Origin of the sequence: Exiguobacterium sp. SH3S3, from assembly GCF_004337115.1 — a bacterium.
Classification (GTDB): Bacteria; Bacillota; Bacilli; order Exiguobacteriales; family Exiguobacteriaceae; genus Exiguobacterium; species Exiguobacterium aurantiacum_A.
On sequence record NZ_SJUU01000008.1, the window covers coordinates 26230 to 45858 of the forward strand.

Here is a 19629-nt window from a genome sequence, read left to right on the forward strand (position 1 = left end):
AATCTCACAAGTAACACAACAAAAAAATAGAAACTGACGAGATGTCAGTTTCTAACGTAATTCCAACATGAACAGTTGATCGTCTTCCGCTCCCGGATTTCCCCGGCCGTCCGTATTGTTCGTGATGTAATACAGACGGTCGTCTTCTAACCAGACGTCCCGGATGCGCCCTTGATCCTCGATGAGCGGAACGACTTCGCGCGTCTCGCGGTCGATGGCGACCAAACGATTCCCACGCAACGTCGCCATATAGACGTACTGTTCGTCGGCAATGATGCCTGATGGCGCCCATGACGTTCCTCCGACCTCAAACCAAGGCGTCTCGAGACCGTCTTCCGTCTCATCGGCCTCGATGATCGGCCACCCGTAGTTGTTGCCTGGCTCGATGATGTTCACTTCGTCATGACCGGACGCCCCGTGTTCGCTCGCATAAAGCACGTCTTCGATGACGGTCAACCCTTGCGGATTCCGATGGCCGGACGAATAAATCCAATCGACCGGGTCCCCTTCGCCGGACAACGGCACGCGCAGGATTTTCCCGGCAATTGACGTCTCATCTTGAGCGAGGTCTGGGACGAGTGCGTCTCCGGTCGTGACCCAAATCACGTCACCGTCGAGTAATAAGCGTCCGCCGTTATGAAACTGCGCCCCGGGTATGTCTTCCAAGACGATGTCCGTCTCTTCAAATCGTTCTCCGTCCCACGTCAATTCGACGACCCGGTTCCGCACATCTCCAGGTGTCCCGTACGTATGATAGGCGTACAGCTGTCGCGACGTCGCAAAGTCATCCGCGAGAGCAAGACCGAGTAGTCCGCCTTCCCCGATTTCAAGCACATCTTCAGTCAGTTCGACCGGTTGACGCGAGACGTTACCGTCAGCATCAATGACAGCAATCGTTCCCCCGCGCTCTGAAACGAGCCAACCGTCCTCGGTTCGTGCAATCGACCATGGGACGTCGAGCTGTCGCGCAATCGATTCGTTCGCCCCAACCGATAACGCGTCATCTTCGTTCGGCGCCCCTTCCGTCGATTCAGCCGGTTGTTCGATCGGGGTTTCCTCTTCTTGGACCGCATCGTCCGCCGGATCAGACGCACAACCGGCAACAAAGACGAGTGACAACATGAGTAACCATCGTTTCAACGTGACCGCCTCCTTTCCCCCATCATACCGCGCTTTCAGGCGTCGCGTGAAGGTTCGGGTGGGCGGGCCGGTAACCGAAGCGCGATGAGCAAAGCGATGAACGCCGCGAGCGCCGCTCCGACGAAGACACTGTTCAGTCCCGAGGCGATCAACTGCTCACCTTGCAGACGGACGCTCTCGTCAAGCGTGGCACTCGCCGCCCGGTTGAAGAACGATTCGAGCGAGGCACCGCTCAACGTTTCGTCGTTCCGGAATCCGCTCAAGACGATAAAGTTGAACATCGCCCCGAACACCGCGACGCCGAGCGTCTGTCCGACCGTACTTAAAAACGAGTTCGCCGCTGTCGCTGTACCACGCTCTCGGTACGACACGACCGTCTGCAACACGACGATGAACATCGGTTGTGACAAACCGAATCCGACGCCGATGATGGCGACGGCGAGGTACACCCAGACGTCCGAACTCGATGGAGTCATCAGCGTCAAGATGACCGTCCCGACCAAGAGCAGGCCCATCCCGAAAACAGCCCGTCGTCGCGGTGATGCCGCTCCGAGCGTCCGTCCGCCGATAATCGACGTGAACGTCCATGCGACCGAGAGCGGCATGAGCATGAAGCCCGCCTCCGTCGCCGATTTACCAAGTACAGCCTGTGCCCAAATTGGGATGTAGGCTGACATCGAGACGAGCACCCAAGCAGCAAAGAAGACGGCCCCGTTGATGGACGCGATAATCGGCTGCTTCAAAAGCTCGAGCGGTAGGAGTGGTGTCTTGGCCCGGCGCTCAGACATGAAGAAGCTGACGAGCAAGATAAGACTGAGCACAGCGCTGACGACGACCGGTAGCGTCAAGATGTTCGTTTCACTGAACGTGATCAAGGCGTACAAGAATGCGGTCGTCCCCCCAGCGAACAGGAGTGCCCCTTTTATATCGATCCGTTCGGTCGTCTCGGCGACCGTCTCTTTATAAAATGTGACGATCATGATGAACGATAAGAGCGCAAACGGAACGTTCAACAAGAACACGTAGCGCCAAGACAACGTCTCGACCAAAAATCCTCCGATGACCGGTCCGAGTACACCGGACACGCCCCACACCGCACTTAAAATCCCTTGAATCTTACCACGCTCTTCGTACTTATACATGTCCCCGATAATCGTCATCGAGATCGGCAGGACCGCACCGGCGCCAAGACCTTGTAGCGCCCGAAACACGATCAACTGCTCCATCGATGTCGCTAAACCGCATAAGAGCGAGGCGAGTGTGAACAGCCCGATCCCAAACAAGAGGACACGCTTTCGCCCGAACAAGTCGGCGACTTTCCCGTAAATCGGTGTCGACACCGCCGTGAATAGTAAGAAGGCGGCAAATACCCAACTGACGAGCGCCGCGCCGTTCAACTCGCTCGCAATGACCGGCGTCGCGACCGAGACGACCGTCCCTTCGATCGCCGCCAAAAAAGTCGCAAGCAGTAGTGCGACCGTAACATTCTTTCTCATCTGTTCCATCTCCCCACAAAAATAGTGGCGCCGGAAGGCTCCGACCACCACTTCAACTGTCTATTATTTTGTGCGAGCGGCGTCTGTTTGACAAGCCTCAACTTCCGGTTCGAAAAAGAAGTTTTTAATTTCGGCGTAAGCGGCCTGTTCATCTTGAACGAGGACACGTCCGGCCAGCCGGCCGGCATCAAGCATCCAGACTTCGTCAGCAAGCCTCGCCGCCACATCGAGCTGGTGTGTCGAGAACACGATCGTCGTCCCGCGGTCGGCCTCTTCCCGCAACAGTCGGCCCAATACATGCATCCACGTCGGGTCGAGACCGTTCGTCGGCTCGTCTAGCAGTAAAATGTCAGGTTTCGTGACCAACGCTTGAGCGAGCAGGAGGCGTTGCCGCATCCCTTTCGACAACATCCCGACCTGTTGCCGGGTCTTGGCGTCAAGCCCGACACGGTTCAATAGAGACGCATCCGGTTTGACCCCTTGAAGCAACGCGTAATACGCAAACGTCTCACCGACGGTCCACGACGGATCGAATGCGAAATCATCAGGCATATAACCAAACGATTGATTATACGATTTTCGACGGTCACGCGTCTCCCCGTTCAACGAGATATGACCGACACTCGGTGCGAGCGTACCGTTCATCATGTTCAGTAGCGTCGATTTCCCAGCCCCGTTGCTTCCGCATAAGGCGACGACCCGACCGTCGGCAATCGCTCCGTCAAGCGGATGGAGCGACCATACATCGCCATAGCGTTTACCGACCTGTTCAAGCTGAATCATGTCGTCCCTCCTGTCGAAGTAACCAAGCTGTCCCAAACCACAACACAAACACGACACTTAAGATCGCGATGCTGACGGTCAAACTACCGAGTGGGTCGCCGAGCCAGCCGATAAACGTTTCATAGACGGCCCCGAACAGGTCAGGTGCCGACAAGACCGAGCTCACCCAGACGCGCAGCAGCTCAAACCCGTTCAAAAACAGAAGCCCGACCATCGCACTCGCTTGCGACCCGTAAGGTAGCCAAGCAATCGTTGCCACGAGTAGCGTCGGCCAAAGTAAAACGAGGACGACCCAGACGATGAACGAGAGGAGCACGGCTCGAAGCCTCGTCCGTCCGACGACGCCGATGAACGTGCCGATCGCGGCCCCGTACGCGGTGAGGCCGAACGCATACACCCATAGGACGAACCACGTCTCGAGCGGCATCGAAACAAGGAACGAGGCGAGCGCGAACGCAAGCGTGATGACGAGTCCTTGCGTCGCCAGGAATGCGCTGTAACGCATCCAGACCACGCGGCGCATCGACACCGTGAACGTCGAGACGAGTCGCATCCGCTTGGATTCACGCTCATTGCCCCACTGCAGTGCCGTCGTCAACATGACGAGGAGCGGTAACACGAGCCCGATCACCGTGACGAGTGTCGCGCTGACGTTCGTATACGCCGTCGCCACCGGGATCGCTTGGCCGAGACCACCCAGCAAGACGAGTGTCAGTACCCAAGCAAGCAAGAAGACGTAACTTTCTTTCTGACGCAGCGTACGGGACCATTCGATCCGCCATAACATCGCTTACTGCCCGTGACCGTCAGATGACTCATCCGAATCGTGCGCGTCACTCATGTCGCTCGCTTCGCCATCGTCATCCGAGTTCATTTTTTTATGGTGTTTCATCTCGCCGCGTTCCCACGTGTGTTCTTTCAAGTCGTCTAAATCCATCACCATGCCGCCATTCTCTTCGGCATACGTTTCCGCGTCCGCTGCTTTTGCGAACGAGACGATGTTATAAGCCATCGGCGTTTTCGCTTCTTTATTATAGACAAACGCACCTTCCTCTAAATCGACCCAGTCCATCGTGTTGTAGTCTTTCACATACATCGCCGCGATGTCCTCTTCCGTTTGCTCAGGGTACCAGTCACGCATCAAACAACCGATATCGTCGAACGCATAGCCTTTCCCGTTGTCCATGATCGCTTCGGCAGCGAATTGTTTATCCATCACTTTCATCTTGCACACTTCACACTCGGTCTCGCCCCATTCGATATCGAACGGTTCCGCCGCAGCGCTCGAACACGCCCCAAGTGCGAGCGTCAAACTTGATGCGGCGAATAGTCCTGCCATTTTCTTATACGTAGTCATATCGTTTCCTCCCAAATATCCATAGTAAAACCATCATTCCGGTTAAAGCGACCGCTCCGAACGACCCGTTCCACTCGATGCGAAACGCGGACACAATTGGTCCTGCGTCCGTGAGTGTGACCTCGTCCGGGCTACGGAGCACACGTTCAAGCACGGTTAGCCCCGGGGCACCGTACAGCAACTCGAACGCTTCATATGAATCGGCCAATAAAAACAAGTACGGGTCGGCCCGAAACGGGATCTCACTGAACCCGTCGCGTGTCAAATCGAGCGTCTGTCCGCCCCAATCGTTTCCTTGAATCACATTGTCTGCCGACTCAAACGAGACGACCGGATACCGATTGCCGGTCAAGTCATTCCCTGCCATCGTCATCCCGTTCGCTGACTTCAAGCGCAGTCCTACATCATTACCGTTCACACCGTTGTCATGAATCGTCGTCCACTCGGATTTTTCCGCATAAATCCCGATCCGATTGCCGAAGATCGCGTTGGCGCGCAACGTCGTCTCGACTGCTTCAAACAACATGATCCCGGTCGCCGTCGCGCCGACTTGGTCATGGATTTGTCCGTTCTCGATGACGACGCGCTCTGTCCCCATGATCATCGCACCTGCTCCGTTGCGCCGGAGGTTCGGCAAATTGATCGACACGTCTGTCGGAAACATGAGATGGACACCGTATCTAGCATCAGCAACGCTCGGGCGAATCAGCTGGTGACCCGACCCGTTCTCGATGTAGATCCCGTCACGGACTCGGTCGATGACCGCCCCTTTGATCAAAGCCGCTTCGCTGTTCAATAGCGAGATGCCCTCGTGTTGATTAGACCCCGAGATGACGGGACGGACGAGCCTTACCCCGTAGCTGTCTTCCACTACGATACCGGTCCCGGACGCTTCGACGGTCACATCGATCAACTGATGGCCAAGCCCTGAGACTTGTATGGCAGCCACGTCCGTCTGCCGGCACTGTTCGACCAAAACATTCTCGAGCACCGCCCCGGTCCCTTCTAACCGAAACGCCGGTTCATTGCAGCTGACGAAGCGTTTCCCAGCACCGTCAAACGTCTCATTCGAACGGACCACGATCGGTTCTTCAAGCGTCACTAAATCGGACTCCGCGTGGACAGACGGGGCTGCGAACAACAAGCCGATGAGCAATCCAAGTTTTAGTTGTCTCATAACCCCTCCTCTTGATCAATCGCTTACAAAACATATTGTACGAAAACCTAGGGGGGTATGTGTGTGCTTTTTATGGGATTCCTGTGACAGTTTCTTCATAAAAAAAACACAAGCGGCGAAGGGGTCAGTTCGCTGCTTGTGTTTTCTTTATTTAGCTTTATCCATCCATACTTTTGTGAAGTCTTGGAGCATCTCGTCACCGGTCTTCTGACCGCCGACGTACGCTTGCATCAAGGCACCATACTCGTTGACCGTGCCGTCCGGATACTTGAACCAGTTCCATGAGATCGTCTTGCCTTCGTTCGAATAGGCAAGGATATCGTCAGCGAGTGGTCCGAGGTCGTTCGCTTCGATCGATTTGAACGCCGGGATGAACTTGAACTTGTTGACCATGTAGTCTTTTCCTGTGTCTGACGTCGCCATCCACTCGAGGAAGTCTTTCGCTTCTTCTTTATATTGTGAGTTTTTGTTGACGACCCAGTTATTCGGGACGCCGACCGGCAAGCGGTCCATCTTCTCTTTATCATCATTGATCGGAATCGGTACGAAGCCCATCTCGATGTCCGGATTCACGTCGAGAATCATCTGTTGGGCCCAGTTTCCTTGCTGGAGCATCGCTGTCTCGCCTTGGGCGAACTGTGTGACTTGCGTGTTGTAGTCCGTCGTGAGCGGGTTCTTGTTGCCATATTTGATGGTCAGGTCGAATAGTTTCAAGAACTGTTGGAACTGCTCATTGTCTTCGAACTTCTCTTTGTTGTCGTTGAGCGCTTGGATGAACGCCTCGGGATTATCTTGTTGCGCCATCGGGATGTTGAGCAAGTGGATGCCGAGAATCCAAAACTCCGCGTAGCCGACCGAGAACGGCGTGATACCCGCCTTGTCCAACTTTTCAGCCGCTTCCGTCAATTCAGACAGCGTCTTCGGCAGTTCACTGATGCCCGCTTTCTCAAACAGCTCCTTATTGTAGATGAAACCGTAGCCTTCAAGGTTCATCGGCATACCGTACAGTTTCCCGTCCATCGTCATCGGTTCTTTGGCCACTTCCGTCAAATCACCGACCCACTTTTCATCCGACAAATCTTCCAACTTATCTTTCCACGTCTGTGCTTCCGTGAAGCCACCGTTGTTAAAGATATCCGGTTCATTGCCAGATGCGAATTGCGATTTGAGCGCGGCACCGTAGTCGGCTCCGCCGCCGACCGTTTGAACGGTCACTTTGACGCCCGTCTCTTCTTCATATTCTTTCGCCATCGCCTCGAGGTCTTTAGCGATTTCGGCTTTAAATTGGAAGACGTTCAACGTCACATCTTTTGAGTCACCGCTATCCGCGTTCCCGTCAGCCGACCCTTCCCCTTCTGTGAGCGATCCGCCCCCGCAGGCAGCGAGCGTCAATACCATGCCAGCCGTCATCACAGCTGTCGATAATCTCCATTTGCGTTTCATCTTGCTTCCTCCCTCGGTGTGTAAGTCGACTAAAATAATCGATCCAATCAGTACACCCTTACTTTAAATGAAAACGCTTCCATTATGTAGGTGTCAAAATTGACGTGTAGGGTGGAAAATGTTGTACAGAAAACCAGGACTTTCTCGTAAGAAAGTCCTGGCTCATTTGCTTCTATATAATTACAACAGGCTAATTCCAGCTTCTTCGCACGCCGCGACCATCTCGCTCGGCCAGACCGACGATTGGACTTCACCGATATGACGGGCCCGGAGCAGATACATGGCGACACGTGACTGGCCAATTCCGCCTCCGACCGTAAGTGGGAGACGTCCTTCGAGCACGGCTTGATGGAACGGATACTTCCGCTTCTCTTCCGCGCCAGCTGTCACCAACTGTTCAGCGAGCGCTGTCTCATCGACACGGATCCCCATCGACGACAGTTCGAACGCCGTCTCGAGTTCTGGATGCCAGACGAGAATATCGCCGTTGAGCGACCAGTCGTCATAGTCAGCCGCTCGGCCATCATGTTTCTCTCCTGAGGCGAGCGCGCCTCCGATTTGTGAGAGGAAGACCGCGCCATGCTCTTTACAAATCGCATGTTCCCGTTCTTTTGGCGTCAGCGTCGGATACAGGTCTTCTAGCTCTTGGCTCGTCAAGAAGTGAATCGACTCAGGGAGAATCGCTTCGATCGCGTATGCCGACTCGACCGACCGTTCCGTTTCAAGCAAGGCCGCATAAATCGATTCGACGGTCGCTTTCAAATAGTCGGTCGTCCGGTGTTCCCGGGCGATGACGCGTTCCCAGTCCCATTGATCGACATGAAGCGAGTGTGTCGCGTCGAGTTCTTCGTCGCGGCGGATCGCACGCATCTGTGTATACAACCCTTCGCCAACTTTGAACCCGTACCGGCCGAGCGCTTCGCGTTTCCATTTCGCAAGCGACTGGACGATCTCAAGCTCATGTCCCGGATATTGTGTGTCGAACTGAATGATACGCTCGACGCCGTTCAAGTGATCGTTGACTCCGCTCGCCGATGTGACGAACAACGGTGCCTGTACTTGCGTGAGACCTAGCGCCGTACTGAACTTGTCCTCGAACATTGCCTTTACCGCCGTGATTGCCTGTTGTTTTTCCTTCATCATGCTTGTTGCTGTCGTTGTCATTTTGTCTTCCTCCAATTGTGGGATTTGGGACGGAGCAATAGAAAAAAGCCCTCCAATCCCATGGACTATGGGACGGAAGGCTTCAAGCTCCGCGGTGCCACCCAAATTAGTAGACGAATCTACTCACTTTTTCGAGACGAACATCTCGTAGTTCCGATAACGGGGAACGGTCCGGCTACGTCTACTTGCAAAGCGTTCGGGTAGCGACTCCAGGAGGTTCTTCGACAGAGATTTCAGTCCGGGCTCTCACCTTCCCCGGCTCGCTTTGCTTACGTCTTCTGTGTACTCGTCCTTTCAATGTCGTTCACAATTGAATTGAACTCATTATTATAAATATTCAGACGAATGTCAACAGCTTTTCTAAAAAAAATTCTCCCCCGTGTAGCGGACGAGGGAGATCCCTTGGGAAGGGTTATTTGATCGAGCCGCTCGTAATCCCTTTGATGATATGCTGTTGCATACCAAAGAAGAAGATGAGGAGCGGAACGATCCCAAGAACTAAACCAGCGAGTGCCAAATCCCATTGTTTCGTATATTGTCCGAAGAAATAGAACGTCGCGAGCGGGATCGTCCGCAGTTCAATGTCTCGGAGGACAAGCGAAGGTAACAGAAAATCGTTCCAAATCCATAGGCTGTTCAAGATGACGATCGTCACCGTGATCGGTTTCAAGAGCGGGAACACGATCCGCCAGAACAGCCCCCATGTCGAGCAACCGTCGATGATGGCCGCCTCCTCGATCTCTTCCGGGATCGATTTCATGAAGCCATGATATAAGAACACCGAAATACCTGACCCGAACCCGAGATACATGACCATCAGTCCCCAATGACTGTTCAATAGACCGAGCACGCTCGATACTTTCACGAGCGGAATCATGATCGATTGGAACGGGATGACCATCGCCGCGACGAACAAGAAGAAGATGACGGTCGAGATCCAATGTTTCGTCCGGACGAGCTTCCATGCCGCCATCGACGTGAAGATGACGATGACGATGTTCGCGCCGGCCGTGATCAAAAGCGAGTTCAAAAAGACGCGGCCATAGTTCATCGCTTCCCAGGCTTCCGTATAGTTCGATCCGAGCCAGACGCTCGGCAGTGCGGACGTGTTCGTATAAATCTCAGCGATCGACTTGAACGAGTTGACGATGACGTAATAAAACGGGACGAGATATAAAAGTCCTAGTAAAATAGCGACCAATTCGATGAGGCCAAGGCCGGTCGTATATCCGCTCGTCCGCAGCGGCTTCTGCGGCAACTGCCGTCTCGGCGTCTGATCTGCTTTTGGTTCGAACTGTTCAATTTTTTCCGTCGTCATGCCTGCACCTCCCGTTTTTTCGTCAAATACACTTGGGTGACGGTGATCGCCGCGACGACGAGGAAGAAGATGACCGCTTTCGCCGAGCCGAGACCGTAATTGTTGTTCACGAACGACTCTGTATAAATGTTCAAGGCGAGCATCTCGGTCGATTTGAACGGTCCTCCGTTCGTGAGCGACAAGTTCGTATCGAATACTTTGAACGACCAGGAGATCGTCAAGAACAGACAGATCGTAATCGATGGCATGATCATCGGGAGCGTGATATGACGCAACATTTTCAACCGGTTCGCCCCGTCGATCCGGGCCGCTTCGAGCAAATCCGTCGGTACGTTTTGCAGCGCCGCGATATAGATGACCATCACGTAGCCCCCGCCTTGCCAGATCGCGACGATGACGATTCCCCAAAACGCTGTCTGGGCGTCGCCGAGCCACGGCAGCTCGAACAGGCTCCAACCGGTCAATGATCCGATTGACTCGAATCCTTTCACGTAAATGAATTGCCAGATGAAACCAAGGATGAGTCCGCCGATCAAGTTCGGCATAAAGAAGACCGTTCGCAATATATTTCGCGTCTTAATATTCATCGTCAACAACAGCGCCAATGAAAAGCCGACGATGTTCGTCATGATGACGGCCACGATCGTGTATTTCGTCGTGATCCAAAACGACGAACGGAACTGGGCGTCCTCGAACAAGAGTCGATGATAGTTATCCCATCCGACAAAGTTCAACTGGCCGGTCACCCCGTTCCAGTCCGTGAAACTGTAATAGATCCCGTTAAAGAACGGGATGAGTACAATGGCCACGAACGCCAAAAAGGCCGGACCGACAAATGCGATAAAGCTTGCCGGCTTCTTCCAATTCCGTCTCTGTTTGCTTCGCTTCGGTGTTTCAATCATCTTCATCGCCTCCACTATCAATTTACCTGCAATGAAATGAAATGAAAACGGATACATTTGACGGAATGGGTGGAATATATTGAACTCAATTAGTGAATTTGCAGAACTGATGCGTTATGATAAAGTCAATGACAATACGAACGAGCCAGTTTATATTAGAGAAACGATCCGAATTATGGCTCGAATCACGAATGAATCAAACATAATACTAGTAAAACGTTCGAAAGTGGAGGGAATTTATACATGACGACAATCAAACCGTTATCTGACTTAGCAATCGCCCAACAAGCGGACATGCTCCCAATCAAGCAAATTGCTGAAAAGCTCGGCCTACAAGAAGATGATCTCGACCTATACGGGAAATACAAAGCAAAACTGTCGTTCGATTTGCTCGAACAAGTGAAGACCCGAGCAGACGGCAAGCTCGTCCTCGTCACAGCCATCAATCCGACGCCCGCCGGAGAAGGAAAATCGACGGTCACCGTCGGACTCGGTCAAGCGTTGAACCGACTCGATAAACAAGCGATCGTCTGTCTCCGCGAGCCGTCACTCGGCCCGACGATGGGGCTAAAAGGCGGAGCGGCCGGGGGCGGATTCAGCCAAGTCTTGCCGATGGAAGACATCAACCTCCACTTCACGGGTGACATGCACGCTATCACGTCAGCCCATAACACGATCAGCGCCATGCTCGACAATCACCTTCATCAAGGCAACGATCTAAAAATCGACGTTCGGAAAATTGTCTGGAAGCGCGTCCTTGACTTGAACGACCGCGCCCTTCGCCACGTGACGGTCGGACTTGGCGGAGCCGCACACGGTGTCCCGCGCGAAGACGGTTTTGACATCACCGTCGCCTCAGAAATTATGGCGATCCTTTGCCTCGCCGATTCGCTCGCTGATCTAGAGGCGCGTATCAAGCGGATCGTCGTCGCCTACGACTTCGATAATGAACCCGTCACGGCTGAACAGATTGGCGCGGCCGGTGCGGCCACACTCTTACTGAAAGAGGCGTTCAAGCCAAACTTGGTCCAAACACTTGAACAGACCCCGGCTCTCGTCCATGGCGGCCCGTTCGCGAACATCGCGCACGGCTGTAACTCGCTCATCGCGACAAAGACTGCCTTGAAGCTCGGCGAATACGTCGTCACCGAGGCAGGTTTCGGAGCTGATCTTGGCGCCGAGAAGTTCTGTCATATCAAATCACGTATCGGTAACTTAAGTCCTGATGCGGTCGTCCTCGTGGCGACAGTCCGCGCGTTGAAGATGCATGGTGGTGTCGCCAAAGACCAACTCCACATCGAAAACGTCGAAGCCGTCACAAAAGGCATGGAGTTGCTCGCCAAACATGTCGACACGATGACAAAGCTCGGTTTACCAACCATCGTTGCCTTGAACCGCTTTAATTCAGATTCGATCGCAGAGCTCGACACTGTGCTCGACTGGTGCGAAACGCATCAAATCCGCGTCGCCCTCAGCGAAGTTTGGGCGAGCGGCGGACAAGGCGGACAAGCACTTGCCGAGGCCGTCATCGAGACAGTCGAGTCGAACGAAGCCATGCTCACACCACTTTACGAGCTGACTGATTCGATCGAACAGAAGATTACGACGATTGCCCGAGAAGTTTACGGAGCGGCCGGCGTCACGTTCACCGCTACGGCGAAAAAGCAAATGGCTCAAATTAAAGCGAACGGATGGGACGATTTGCCGATCTGTATGGCCAAAACACCGTTCTCACTATCCGACGATCCGACAAAACTCGGATACGTTCAAGGATTCACGGTAACCGTACGAGAGTTGAAACCGTCGGTCGGTGCCGGCTTCCTCGTCGCTTTGACGGGTAACGTCTTGACGATGCCAGGACTGCCAAAACATCCAGCCGCTCTCAACATGGGCATCGACGAGACAGGTAAGGCCATCGGATTGTTTTAATCCACACGACAACGGAGGGATGACTTTGGACGTCATTGAGCACACGTACGCAGACGGGTACCGCACGCACGTATTGCATGTCCCGGCAACGAACCCGATTGGAAATTGTTTCTTGTTTCACGGCATGCTTGAACATCACGGCAGGTATGTCGAATTCGCCGACTTTATGGCAACAACTGGATTTAACGTTTTTGTTTGCGATCTTCGCGGAGCTGGAAAATCGGCGCGTGCTCAATCCACATACGCTCACTTACTTCCAAAAGAAGGATTTGACCAAATGGTCGAAGACGCTACCGCATTGATCGGTCACTACCAAAATGATTTGCCGACGTTTGTAATCGGGCATAGTTTCGGTTCTTTGCTCGTCCGTCGTCTCGGTCAGATCATGGGTCATAACCTAGCCGGCATCGTCGCCATTTCACCGCCTCCCGGCTCTGGTTTCGTCGGCCAGATCGGGCTTTACGCCATCGGGTCGGCAATTCGTATGAAAGGGAGTGATTACCACTCTCGCTTGTTCGAACGCCTCTTGTTCGGGCGCTACAATTTAAAATTCTTCCCCGCCAAGACGGAGAACGATTGGATTTCTAGCGTCCCGGAAGAAGTGGCCTCTTACCGCAGCGACCCGGACTGCGGCGGTATCCCGACACTCGGTTACTTATATGAAGTAGCTAGCGCTTCGCTAGAGGTCACATCCCTCGCCCGTATCCATGAACATCCGAAGACGCTCCCGATCCTCTTCGTCGCCGGAACCGACGACCCGGTCGTACACGACGGGGAAGGGTTGAAAGGGATTGTTCGAAACTATCAGGCAGCGGAAGTCGAACTGACGGTGTTGTCTTACGACAACGCGCGTCACGAAGTGCTCCGCGAACGGCAACGCGATGAAGTGTGGACCGATATAAGCGGTTGGCTCTTGCGCAATCTCTAAGCTAAGACATGGAAAAACCTCCTATTAAATGGAGGTTTTTTTATTTTTACATTTTAAACCAACGACTTTCTAATTCATTTACCTTTTTTGAAATTTTTCATCTTCTTTCCATTTTTTAAGTGCGCTATACTTAGACCGCGCACTACGAAGAACACTTATAGATTGAAGTATATGGAATGAAAGGGGTAACACATTGAAACCAACTATTACACGACTGAGCGCGGCCGTCCTCATCTCTAGCACAGTATTGAGCATGATTGGACCGACCGAGTCATATGCAGCAACATACGAAGGCACGGTGAATACCTCTATTTTGAACGTCCGGTCGTCTACGTCAACTTCGTCAGCGATCGTCGGCAAGTTGACAAAAGGAACTGCTGTACAAGTTTATTCGACAAGCAACAACTGGGCCCAAATCGAGTTTCAAGGTCAAAAGCGCTACGTTTCTTCCTCGTACTTAACGTTGAAGGAACTTGATGAAACTAGTGTATCCACTATTCCCACGTATACAACAACCGAAAATGTCAATTTAAGATCTTCCTATTCAAGAACGGCTCCTATTATGACAACTATCCCTAAAAATAGTAACGTAGAATACCTTTCTACTCATGGAGCTAACGGAAGTTGGTATCGTATCAAATTTGGTACACGGGTTGGTTATGTAGCCGCCGCATATGTATCGAATACAAACTTAAATAAAGCTTCAGTTTCTGCACCAAATAATTCGTTTGCCCCATATCAACTCACTTTAAAAAATATACAAATGCGCTCTAACTTTGTGAGCAGTGCTCCAGTCGTTCTTTCTGTACCCAAAAACGAAGCTGTAAAAGTGATCTCAGCTCATGGATCTAATGGAACATGGTATAAAATTGAATATAAAGGTAAATCAGGATATGTCGCTAAGTGGGATGTCACTCACAATGATGTATACGTAATAAAAAATGCACGACTCTTTACCTCCCCACTTTCCACTTCGAAAGTTATCCAAGAGCTGCCTACGGACACCAAAGTAAGTTATGTAAGATCTCATGGTCGAAACGGCACTTGGTACGAGGTGAAGTATGGGAATACTACTGGTTATATCGCTAAATGGGACGTATCAGTGGACAGCAATGATGTTCAACATGAAACTTCACTTTATTCTGTCAATAGCACCAATATGCATGCATCAACGATTTCCTCTTCTCCCGTGCTTGCTACGATTCCGCAAGGGGCAAAAGTAACATATCATTCGAAACACGGTGCAAACGGGACATGGTTCAAAATATCATACAACGGTGCCACAGGGTATTCTCCGGCGTGGGATTTTTCACAAAATCCTCCCGCTATTTCACAGGAGCAATATGGGACTGAACGATTTGTAGAAATCCGAGTGAATCAAAGTCCATATACCTTAAATGTGAGGGAAAAACCAGATAGTTCAAGTAACTTATTAGGCACTTTGCCCACTAATAATGTAGTAAAAACTAAACCTGTTCTGAACACTGACTGGGGTATCATCACTGACGGAGACCATAAAGGCCGATATATTCATTTGGGATACACTATTCCAAGTAATGGTATATCTAAAGTTGTAAAATTCACTGAATACCCTTATTCAGCGAATGAATTATCAACTATTCAAGTCGCTGCATTTGGCCAAACCGACCTCTACCGAGACAAGCCAGCCTATATTCCTAGAGCATATCTTAGCGTTAACGGAGCGGAAGGCATTATTACAAAAAAAGAAATGACAACTCTTCGTTTGAGTAATTTGGAGAAAGATCCTAAAGCGACACCTTCTCCGTTATTACGAATTCCTACCGGTTCAACTGTAGAAGGTGTAGGACGTGTCCAAGTCGGGAAAATCACTTGGTTAAAAGTGCGGTTCGGCACGACAACTGGTTATGTTCAGCCAAGAGACTTATTAGGAACCACTGATGTCCTAACGACCACTAACAATGATGCACCTTCTTATGGAAAACTTCATACAGGAGAAAAAGTAAAGGTAACTGGTCAAATCGGAAATTTCTATACAATCGAATATTCGCGGCCATCCGGTTATAACATTCAAGTATATGATCAAGTCTGGCGCCGCGCTTCAGCGGCGGACATTGAACCATACGTCAATCCGAGCAACGTAGCCCAAGACTCGCAGGCGTTCTATCAATTCCTCGACTTATCGAAGAGCGCCGGAACGACAGCGACAACGCTCAACAAGGTGTTAACAAATAGCGGAACACTCACCGCTCAAGGCCAGGCGTTTATCAATGCAGCCAATCAGTATGGCGTCAACGAAATCTACTTACTCGCGCATGCTGTCCATGAAACAGACCACGGGAAGTCACGTTTAGCTCAAGGGGTCCCGGTCGATAAAGACGGGAACGCGTTGATCAACTCGAATGGGACACGCATTTATCCAGACCGTGAAGAAGTTGCGAAAGTATACAATATGTACGGCATCCAAGCAGTCGACAGTAGCCCCCTGACCACTGGAGCGAAGTTTGCTTTTAATCAAGGATGGACGACTCCATACAAAGCAATCGTAGGTGGAGCAAAATGGATTGGCGCAAGCTATATCAATCATCCGACCTACAAACAAAACACACTCTATAAGATGCGCTTTAATCCGGCTACACCAGGTGTACATCAATATGCGACAGACATCGGTTGGGCCACTAAGCAGACATCGCGGATTTATCAGACGTATCAATCGCTTGATTCATACACGCTCCACTTCGACGTACCAAAGTTCCAATAACGAACAAGAGACACGAGCCAACTTGGCTTCGTGTCTCTTTTCATGTCCATTCGATGGAATCGACGATCGCTTCGATCTCTAACTTTTCATCCGTCTTCTTGTCGGCGACGTACGTCAAAAACAACAGGCGCTTCCCGTCCGTGAGCGACCAGACGTCCAAATACATATCGTCTTCAATCCCGCTCGCGTAAGCCGTCGTCATGCCGCCCGATTGATCCGTCACGCTCGGTGCGATTTTAATGTCGATCGGGAACTCCCCTAAAAAGGTGTTCAGTTCTTGCAGCGCCGCATCTTCTGGGGCCTGGGCCTCCTCTGCTTCATAGATAGACATTTGAAGCGTGCCTTGCGCATCTTCTTCCACCGAATAGAAGCTGACGTGATCTTCTTCTTCATTGTATTCATAGTGCTCTGGGTAGGATAAACGAAGCCACCCGTCGATTTCGTATTCTTTCATGCTAATTGCTCCTTCGTTTTCTTGAATGTCAGGCCGGTGACCATTTTGGCTTGCAGCGCATATTTGAGCCGCTCCGTCACGTAAAGGCGTTGGCTGTTTCGATCTTGGGCGATCATATGTCCGCACAAATCCATCCGAACGGTTTGTCGGGACAGAAAGTAGAGACGATCCTCACTTAACGGTCGATATTCACCGGAATCCTCGAGGTGCTCGATCTCAAATCGGCGTAAGACGTTGAGCGCGCAATAGTGGTCGGTCTTGCCGGTACTCGTATGCAGTTCAACCCGGACGAGCTGGATGTCGTACGGACATAGATTCATAAAGATGGGTCCGATTCGTTCGTGGATAAGCAAGACGCCCATATCCGTTTCAATCAAATTGGGTAACGCCCCTGCGTCTTGGGAGATGCTCAAGACGACATAGGGTCGTTCAGTCGGTGCGAGCAGTTCCCCTTTAAAAAAGCGGAACCGTTGGATGCCGGTCAATACGCGGGCCCGCCAAGCGTTGCCACGGGCTTCGGCTTCAATCCGATACAGTCGTTCTCGACTCACGACTACTCCCCCTTCAATTGTTTGAGCGCTTCGACGAATCGTTCCCACTCTTGATCGTCGCAGACGACCTTACTTTCAATTCCCCATTCTTCCTCGATTTTCAAACGTACCTCGTTCGTTTCAACGTGGCGCGTGAGATGCAGCGCTCCGATTTGAACGAACATCGGCTCGATGACCAACGTCTCGGTCGGTGAACTGACCCATTTTAGGCGATCTGTCCGTAAAACCACATGCCACATCAACTCATGCCGCACCGAGAACGTCCATTGACGGAGCGTTACAGTTTGTTCGACTTGTTTCGCCTGGCTCATCATGCGAAACCCTTCACTCATCATCTTCAAATAAGATTTTCGTTCGCTCATGCCCGACCCACTCCCCTCTTCTATTATCTTAGCAAGACCACCTATCCGCCACAACTAATGTTTTTTCGAAAAAGGGTTTGCAAAGGTTAAATCGTGTGCTATTATATTACCGTAACGTTAAGCGTTTCGCGGGTGTAGTTTAATGGTAAAACCTCAGCCTTCCAAGCTGATGACGAGAGTTCGATTCTCTTCACCCGCTCCAATTTTTAAATCGTATACTTGAATGTGCGGGTGTAGTTTAATGGTAAAACCTCAGCCTTCCAAGCTGATGACGAGAGTTCGATTCTCTTCACCCGCTCCAATTTCCGACATATTCGCGAGGCTTAACTCGCACACATAACCACATGGTGCACACCATGTAACGAGCAGGAAGTCATTCGACTTTCTGCTTTTTTGTTTTTTGACGTCACGCTTAAATGCGACCGATTCGGGAAAAGAATTGAAGATATGAAGGAGGGATCACCATGATTCAAGTCCGCCTGCAACCATTTACCGTTTATGAGAGTGCTTTAATGCGAACCACGTCGACTTTGATCGACACTGAAGACAGCCTCATCTTAATCGACCCGAACTGGTTGCCAGAAGAAGTTGCGACCATCCATCGCGACATCGAATTGAAGCGACAAGGTAAGAAATTGTACGTCATTTATACGCACCAGCACTATGACCATATCATCGGCGCTTACGCTTTCCCTGATGCGACCGTGATTGCTTCAAAAGCGTTCGTCGAAACAGACGCCAGCGCCCAACTTGAAGAGATTAAAACGTTCTACGAACAGTATTACATCGACCGCCCGATTCAAAAGCCGGTCGTCGACATCATCATCTCCGAAGACAGTACGGTCGAGCTCGGCGCTACCCCGATCACGTTCTACTTGACGCCAGGACATGAAGCGACCCATATGTCACTCATTGTCGAACCGTTGCGTCTGCTCGTGTGCGGTGATTACGGATCGAACATCGAACCACCGTTCATCGAGCACGACGCGGAAGCGTATCTCGAATCGCTTCAAAAACTTCAATCCGCCGTCTACGAACACGAGATCCGTTGGCTCATACCCGGCCACGGCGACCTATGTGATGACCGCAGTAAAATGATTGAGCGACTCAGCGCTGCCGAAGAATATATCCTCGCTTTGCCTGAAGAACGCGTCTGGTCCCCGCTTTGGCCTGAGCACGCCTTTTTTAACCGGGTTCACGAACGCAATCGAAAACACGTCGAACAAAAAGAGCATGAGCGCGAGGCACGCCAACGCGACTATTGACGCAAAAAAATCGCAACGTCTCCCCAAGACGTTGCGATCCCCCTATGTAAACCTATTTCTTTGTGATGCGTTCTGAACGGACCGTGAACATACGGTCAATCCCATAAATCGTCACTCCGGTAAGAGCGAGCAATCCGATCATAGCTGATGAAAACATTGACCATACCCCCATTGTTCACAAATTCGTCATAATCACCCCGTGCCTTCATTATAGAAGAAAACATTTCGAAAAGAAAGCGTTTTCTTCAAACTTTCTTCACAATTGACGATCATTGTTTACTTCTCCTTCGTTTGTGTAGCAACATTCAAATATGTGTAGGTTTTATGGAATGTGGGAATACACTCTATAAGAATAAAAGAGATAGAAAGCTGTTCGCTGAGGAGGAAGAGGCATGATCAAATACGGCACGCTGGTGCGAGTCGAAGGGAAGTACGCCGTGTTGCGTTGGAACAACGGCTCAAGTTTTATCCCACGACGATTCTTGCCATCAGAAGCACGGGTTGGCGATACGATCATTCGAGATAACCACCATTATTATCTTGAAGAAGACATGACACCGAATTTCGACGCGCTCATCAAACAACATTATAAAAAGTAAACAAAGACAGACCGGTTCTCT

General features: G+C 51.3%; 18 protein-coding genes, 2 tRNA genes and 1 other annotated feature. Of the genes, 7 read left to right on the forward strand and 13 right to left on the reverse strand.

Annotation, left to right across the window (positions count from 1 at the left end; all coding sequences use genetic code 11):
* Positions 1 to 51: 51 nt before the first annotated feature.
* The 10 genes from EVJ28_RS08800 to EVJ28_RS08845 all read right to left on the reverse strand — a co-directional run bounded on the left by EVJ28_RS08800 (position 52) and on the right by EVJ28_RS08845 (position 10780).
* On the reverse strand, positions 52 to 1140 hold the full coding sequence (locus tag EVJ28_RS08800; RefSeq protein WP_236634103.1) for a PQQ-dependent sugar dehydrogenase: 1089 nt from the start codon (positions 1138 to 1140) through the stop codon (positions 52 to 54).
* A gap of 35 nt (positions 1141 to 1175) precedes the next feature.
* Positions 1176 to 2636: an MDR family MFS transporter gene (locus EVJ28_RS08805; RefSeq protein ID WP_131456822.1), complete on the reverse strand. Its 1461-nt coding sequence runs from the start codon at positions 2634 to 2636 to the stop codon at positions 1176 to 1178.
* A 63-nt stretch (positions 2637 to 2699) separates the two neighbouring features.
* Complete coding sequence (locus EVJ28_RS08810) at positions 2700 to 3419, reverse strand: ABC transporter ATP-binding protein (protein WP_070328889.1); 720 nt, start codon at positions 3417 to 3419, stop codon at positions 2700 to 2702.
* Entirely contained in the window at positions 3406 to 4206 is an 801-nt protein-coding gene (locus EVJ28_RS08815; protein WP_131456818.1) for an ABC-2 transporter permease, read from the reverse strand. The genes EVJ28_RS08810 and EVJ28_RS08815 overlap by 14 nt, the downstream gene beginning before the upstream one ends.
* A 3-nt stretch (positions 4207 to 4209) precedes the next feature.
* Positions 4210 to 4776 carry a nitrous oxide reductase accessory protein NosL gene (locus EVJ28_RS08820; RefSeq protein WP_201738411.1) on the reverse strand — a complete coding sequence of 189 codons (567 nt, stop codon included), beginning with the start codon at positions 4774 to 4776 and terminating at the stop codon, positions 4210 to 4212.
* On the reverse strand, positions 4763 to 5953 hold the full coding sequence (locus EVJ28_RS08825; RefSeq protein WP_131456816.1) for a right-handed parallel beta-helix repeat-containing protein: 1191 nt from the start codon (positions 5951 to 5953) through the stop codon (positions 4763 to 4765). The genes EVJ28_RS08820 and EVJ28_RS08825 overlap by 14 nt, the downstream gene beginning before the upstream one ends.
* 147 nt (positions 5954 to 6100) lie before the next feature.
* Positions 6101 to 7396 (reverse strand): ABC transporter substrate-binding protein, encoded by a 1296-nt coding sequence (locus tag EVJ28_RS08830; RefSeq protein WP_131456814.1) that lies wholly within the window; start codon positions 7394 to 7396, stop codon positions 6101 to 6103.
* Between the two features lie 180 nt (positions 7397 to 7576).
* A complete protein-coding gene (asnA, locus tag EVJ28_RS08835) occupies positions 7577 to 8560 on the reverse strand; it encodes an aspartate--ammonia ligase (RefSeq protein ID WP_070328884.1) in 984 nt (327 codons plus the stop codon).
* A 65-nt stretch (positions 8561 to 8625) separates the two neighbouring features.
* Positions 8626 to 8867: a binding site (T-box leader), on the reverse strand.
* Between the two features lie 105 nt (positions 8868 to 8972).
* Complete coding sequence (locus tag EVJ28_RS08840; RefSeq protein WP_236634104.1) at positions 8973 to 9878, reverse strand: carbohydrate ABC transporter permease; 906 nt, start codon at positions 9876 to 9878, stop codon at positions 8973 to 8975.
* The gene (locus tag EVJ28_RS08845) at positions 9875 to 10780 is read right to left on the reverse strand and encodes a carbohydrate ABC transporter permease (RefSeq protein WP_070328883.1); all 906 of its coding nucleotides are present in this window, start codon (positions 10778 to 10780) and stop codon (positions 9875 to 9877) included. The genes EVJ28_RS08840 and EVJ28_RS08845 overlap by 4 nt, the downstream gene beginning before the upstream one ends.
* Positions 10781 to 11023: 243 nt before the next feature.
* On the opposite strand from EVJ28_RS08845, the gene EVJ28_RS08850 reads away from it, so the two are divergent.
* From EVJ28_RS08850 to EVJ28_RS08860, 3 genes are all read left to right on the forward strand, one after another.
* Positions 11024 to 12709 (forward strand): formate--tetrahydrofolate ligase, encoded by a 1686-nt coding sequence (locus EVJ28_RS08850; protein ID WP_070328882.1) that lies wholly within the window; start codon positions 11024 to 11026, stop codon positions 12707 to 12709.
* Positions 12710 to 12734: 25 nt separating this feature from the next.
* A complete protein-coding gene (locus EVJ28_RS08855) occupies positions 12735 to 13637 on the forward strand; it encodes an alpha/beta fold hydrolase (protein WP_131488706.1) in 903 nt (300 codons plus the stop codon).
* A gap of 193 nt (positions 13638 to 13830) precedes the next feature.
* Complete coding sequence (locus EVJ28_RS08860) at positions 13831 to 16377, forward strand: SH3 domain-containing protein (protein ID WP_131488708.1); 2547 nt, start codon at positions 13831 to 13833, stop codon at positions 16375 to 16377.
* A gap of 40 nt (positions 16378 to 16417) precedes the next feature.
* Here EVJ28_RS08860 and EVJ28_RS08865 read toward each other — a convergent pair whose 3' ends face one another.
* From EVJ28_RS08865 to EVJ28_RS08875, 3 genes are read right to left on the reverse strand one after another with little or no spacing between them, the layout of a single operon-like run.
* Positions 16418 to 16831 (reverse strand): hypothetical protein, encoded by a 414-nt coding sequence (locus EVJ28_RS08865; protein ID WP_131488710.1) that lies wholly within the window; start codon positions 16829 to 16831, stop codon positions 16418 to 16420.
* Entirely contained in the window at positions 16828 to 17382 is a 555-nt protein-coding gene (locus tag EVJ28_RS08870) for a hypothetical protein (RefSeq protein ID WP_131488712.1), read from the reverse strand. The genes EVJ28_RS08865 and EVJ28_RS08870 overlap by 4 nt, the downstream gene beginning before the upstream one ends.
* A gap of 2 nt (positions 17383 to 17384) precedes the next feature.
* Positions 17385 to 17744, reverse strand: a complete 360-nt coding sequence (locus tag EVJ28_RS08875; protein WP_131456806.1) for a hypothetical protein — start codon at positions 17742 to 17744, stop codon at positions 17385 to 17387.
* A gap of 128 nt (positions 17745 to 17872) precedes the next feature.
* Here EVJ28_RS08875 and EVJ28_RS08880 point away from each other — a divergent pair.
* The 4 genes from EVJ28_RS08880 (at position 17873) to EVJ28_RS08895 (ending at position 19608) form a co-directional block, all read left to right on the forward strand.
* A tRNA-Gly gene (locus EVJ28_RS08880) sits at positions 17873 to 17946 on the forward strand.
* Positions 17947 to 17971: 25 nt separating this feature from the next.
* A tRNA-Gly gene (locus EVJ28_RS08885) sits at positions 17972 to 18045 on the forward strand.
* A gap of 163 nt (positions 18046 to 18208) precedes the next feature.
* Positions 18209 to 19009 carry an MBL fold metallo-hydrolase gene (locus EVJ28_RS08890; protein ID WP_131456804.1) on the forward strand — a complete coding sequence of 267 codons (801 nt, stop codon included), beginning with the start codon at positions 18209 to 18211 and terminating at the stop codon, positions 19007 to 19009.
* A gap of 392 nt (positions 19010 to 19401) precedes the next feature.
* Complete coding sequence (locus EVJ28_RS08895) at positions 19402 to 19608, forward strand: DUF3006 domain-containing protein (protein WP_016508383.1); 207 nt, start codon at positions 19402 to 19404, stop codon at positions 19606 to 19608.
* Positions 19609 to 19629 lie beyond the last annotated feature (21 nt).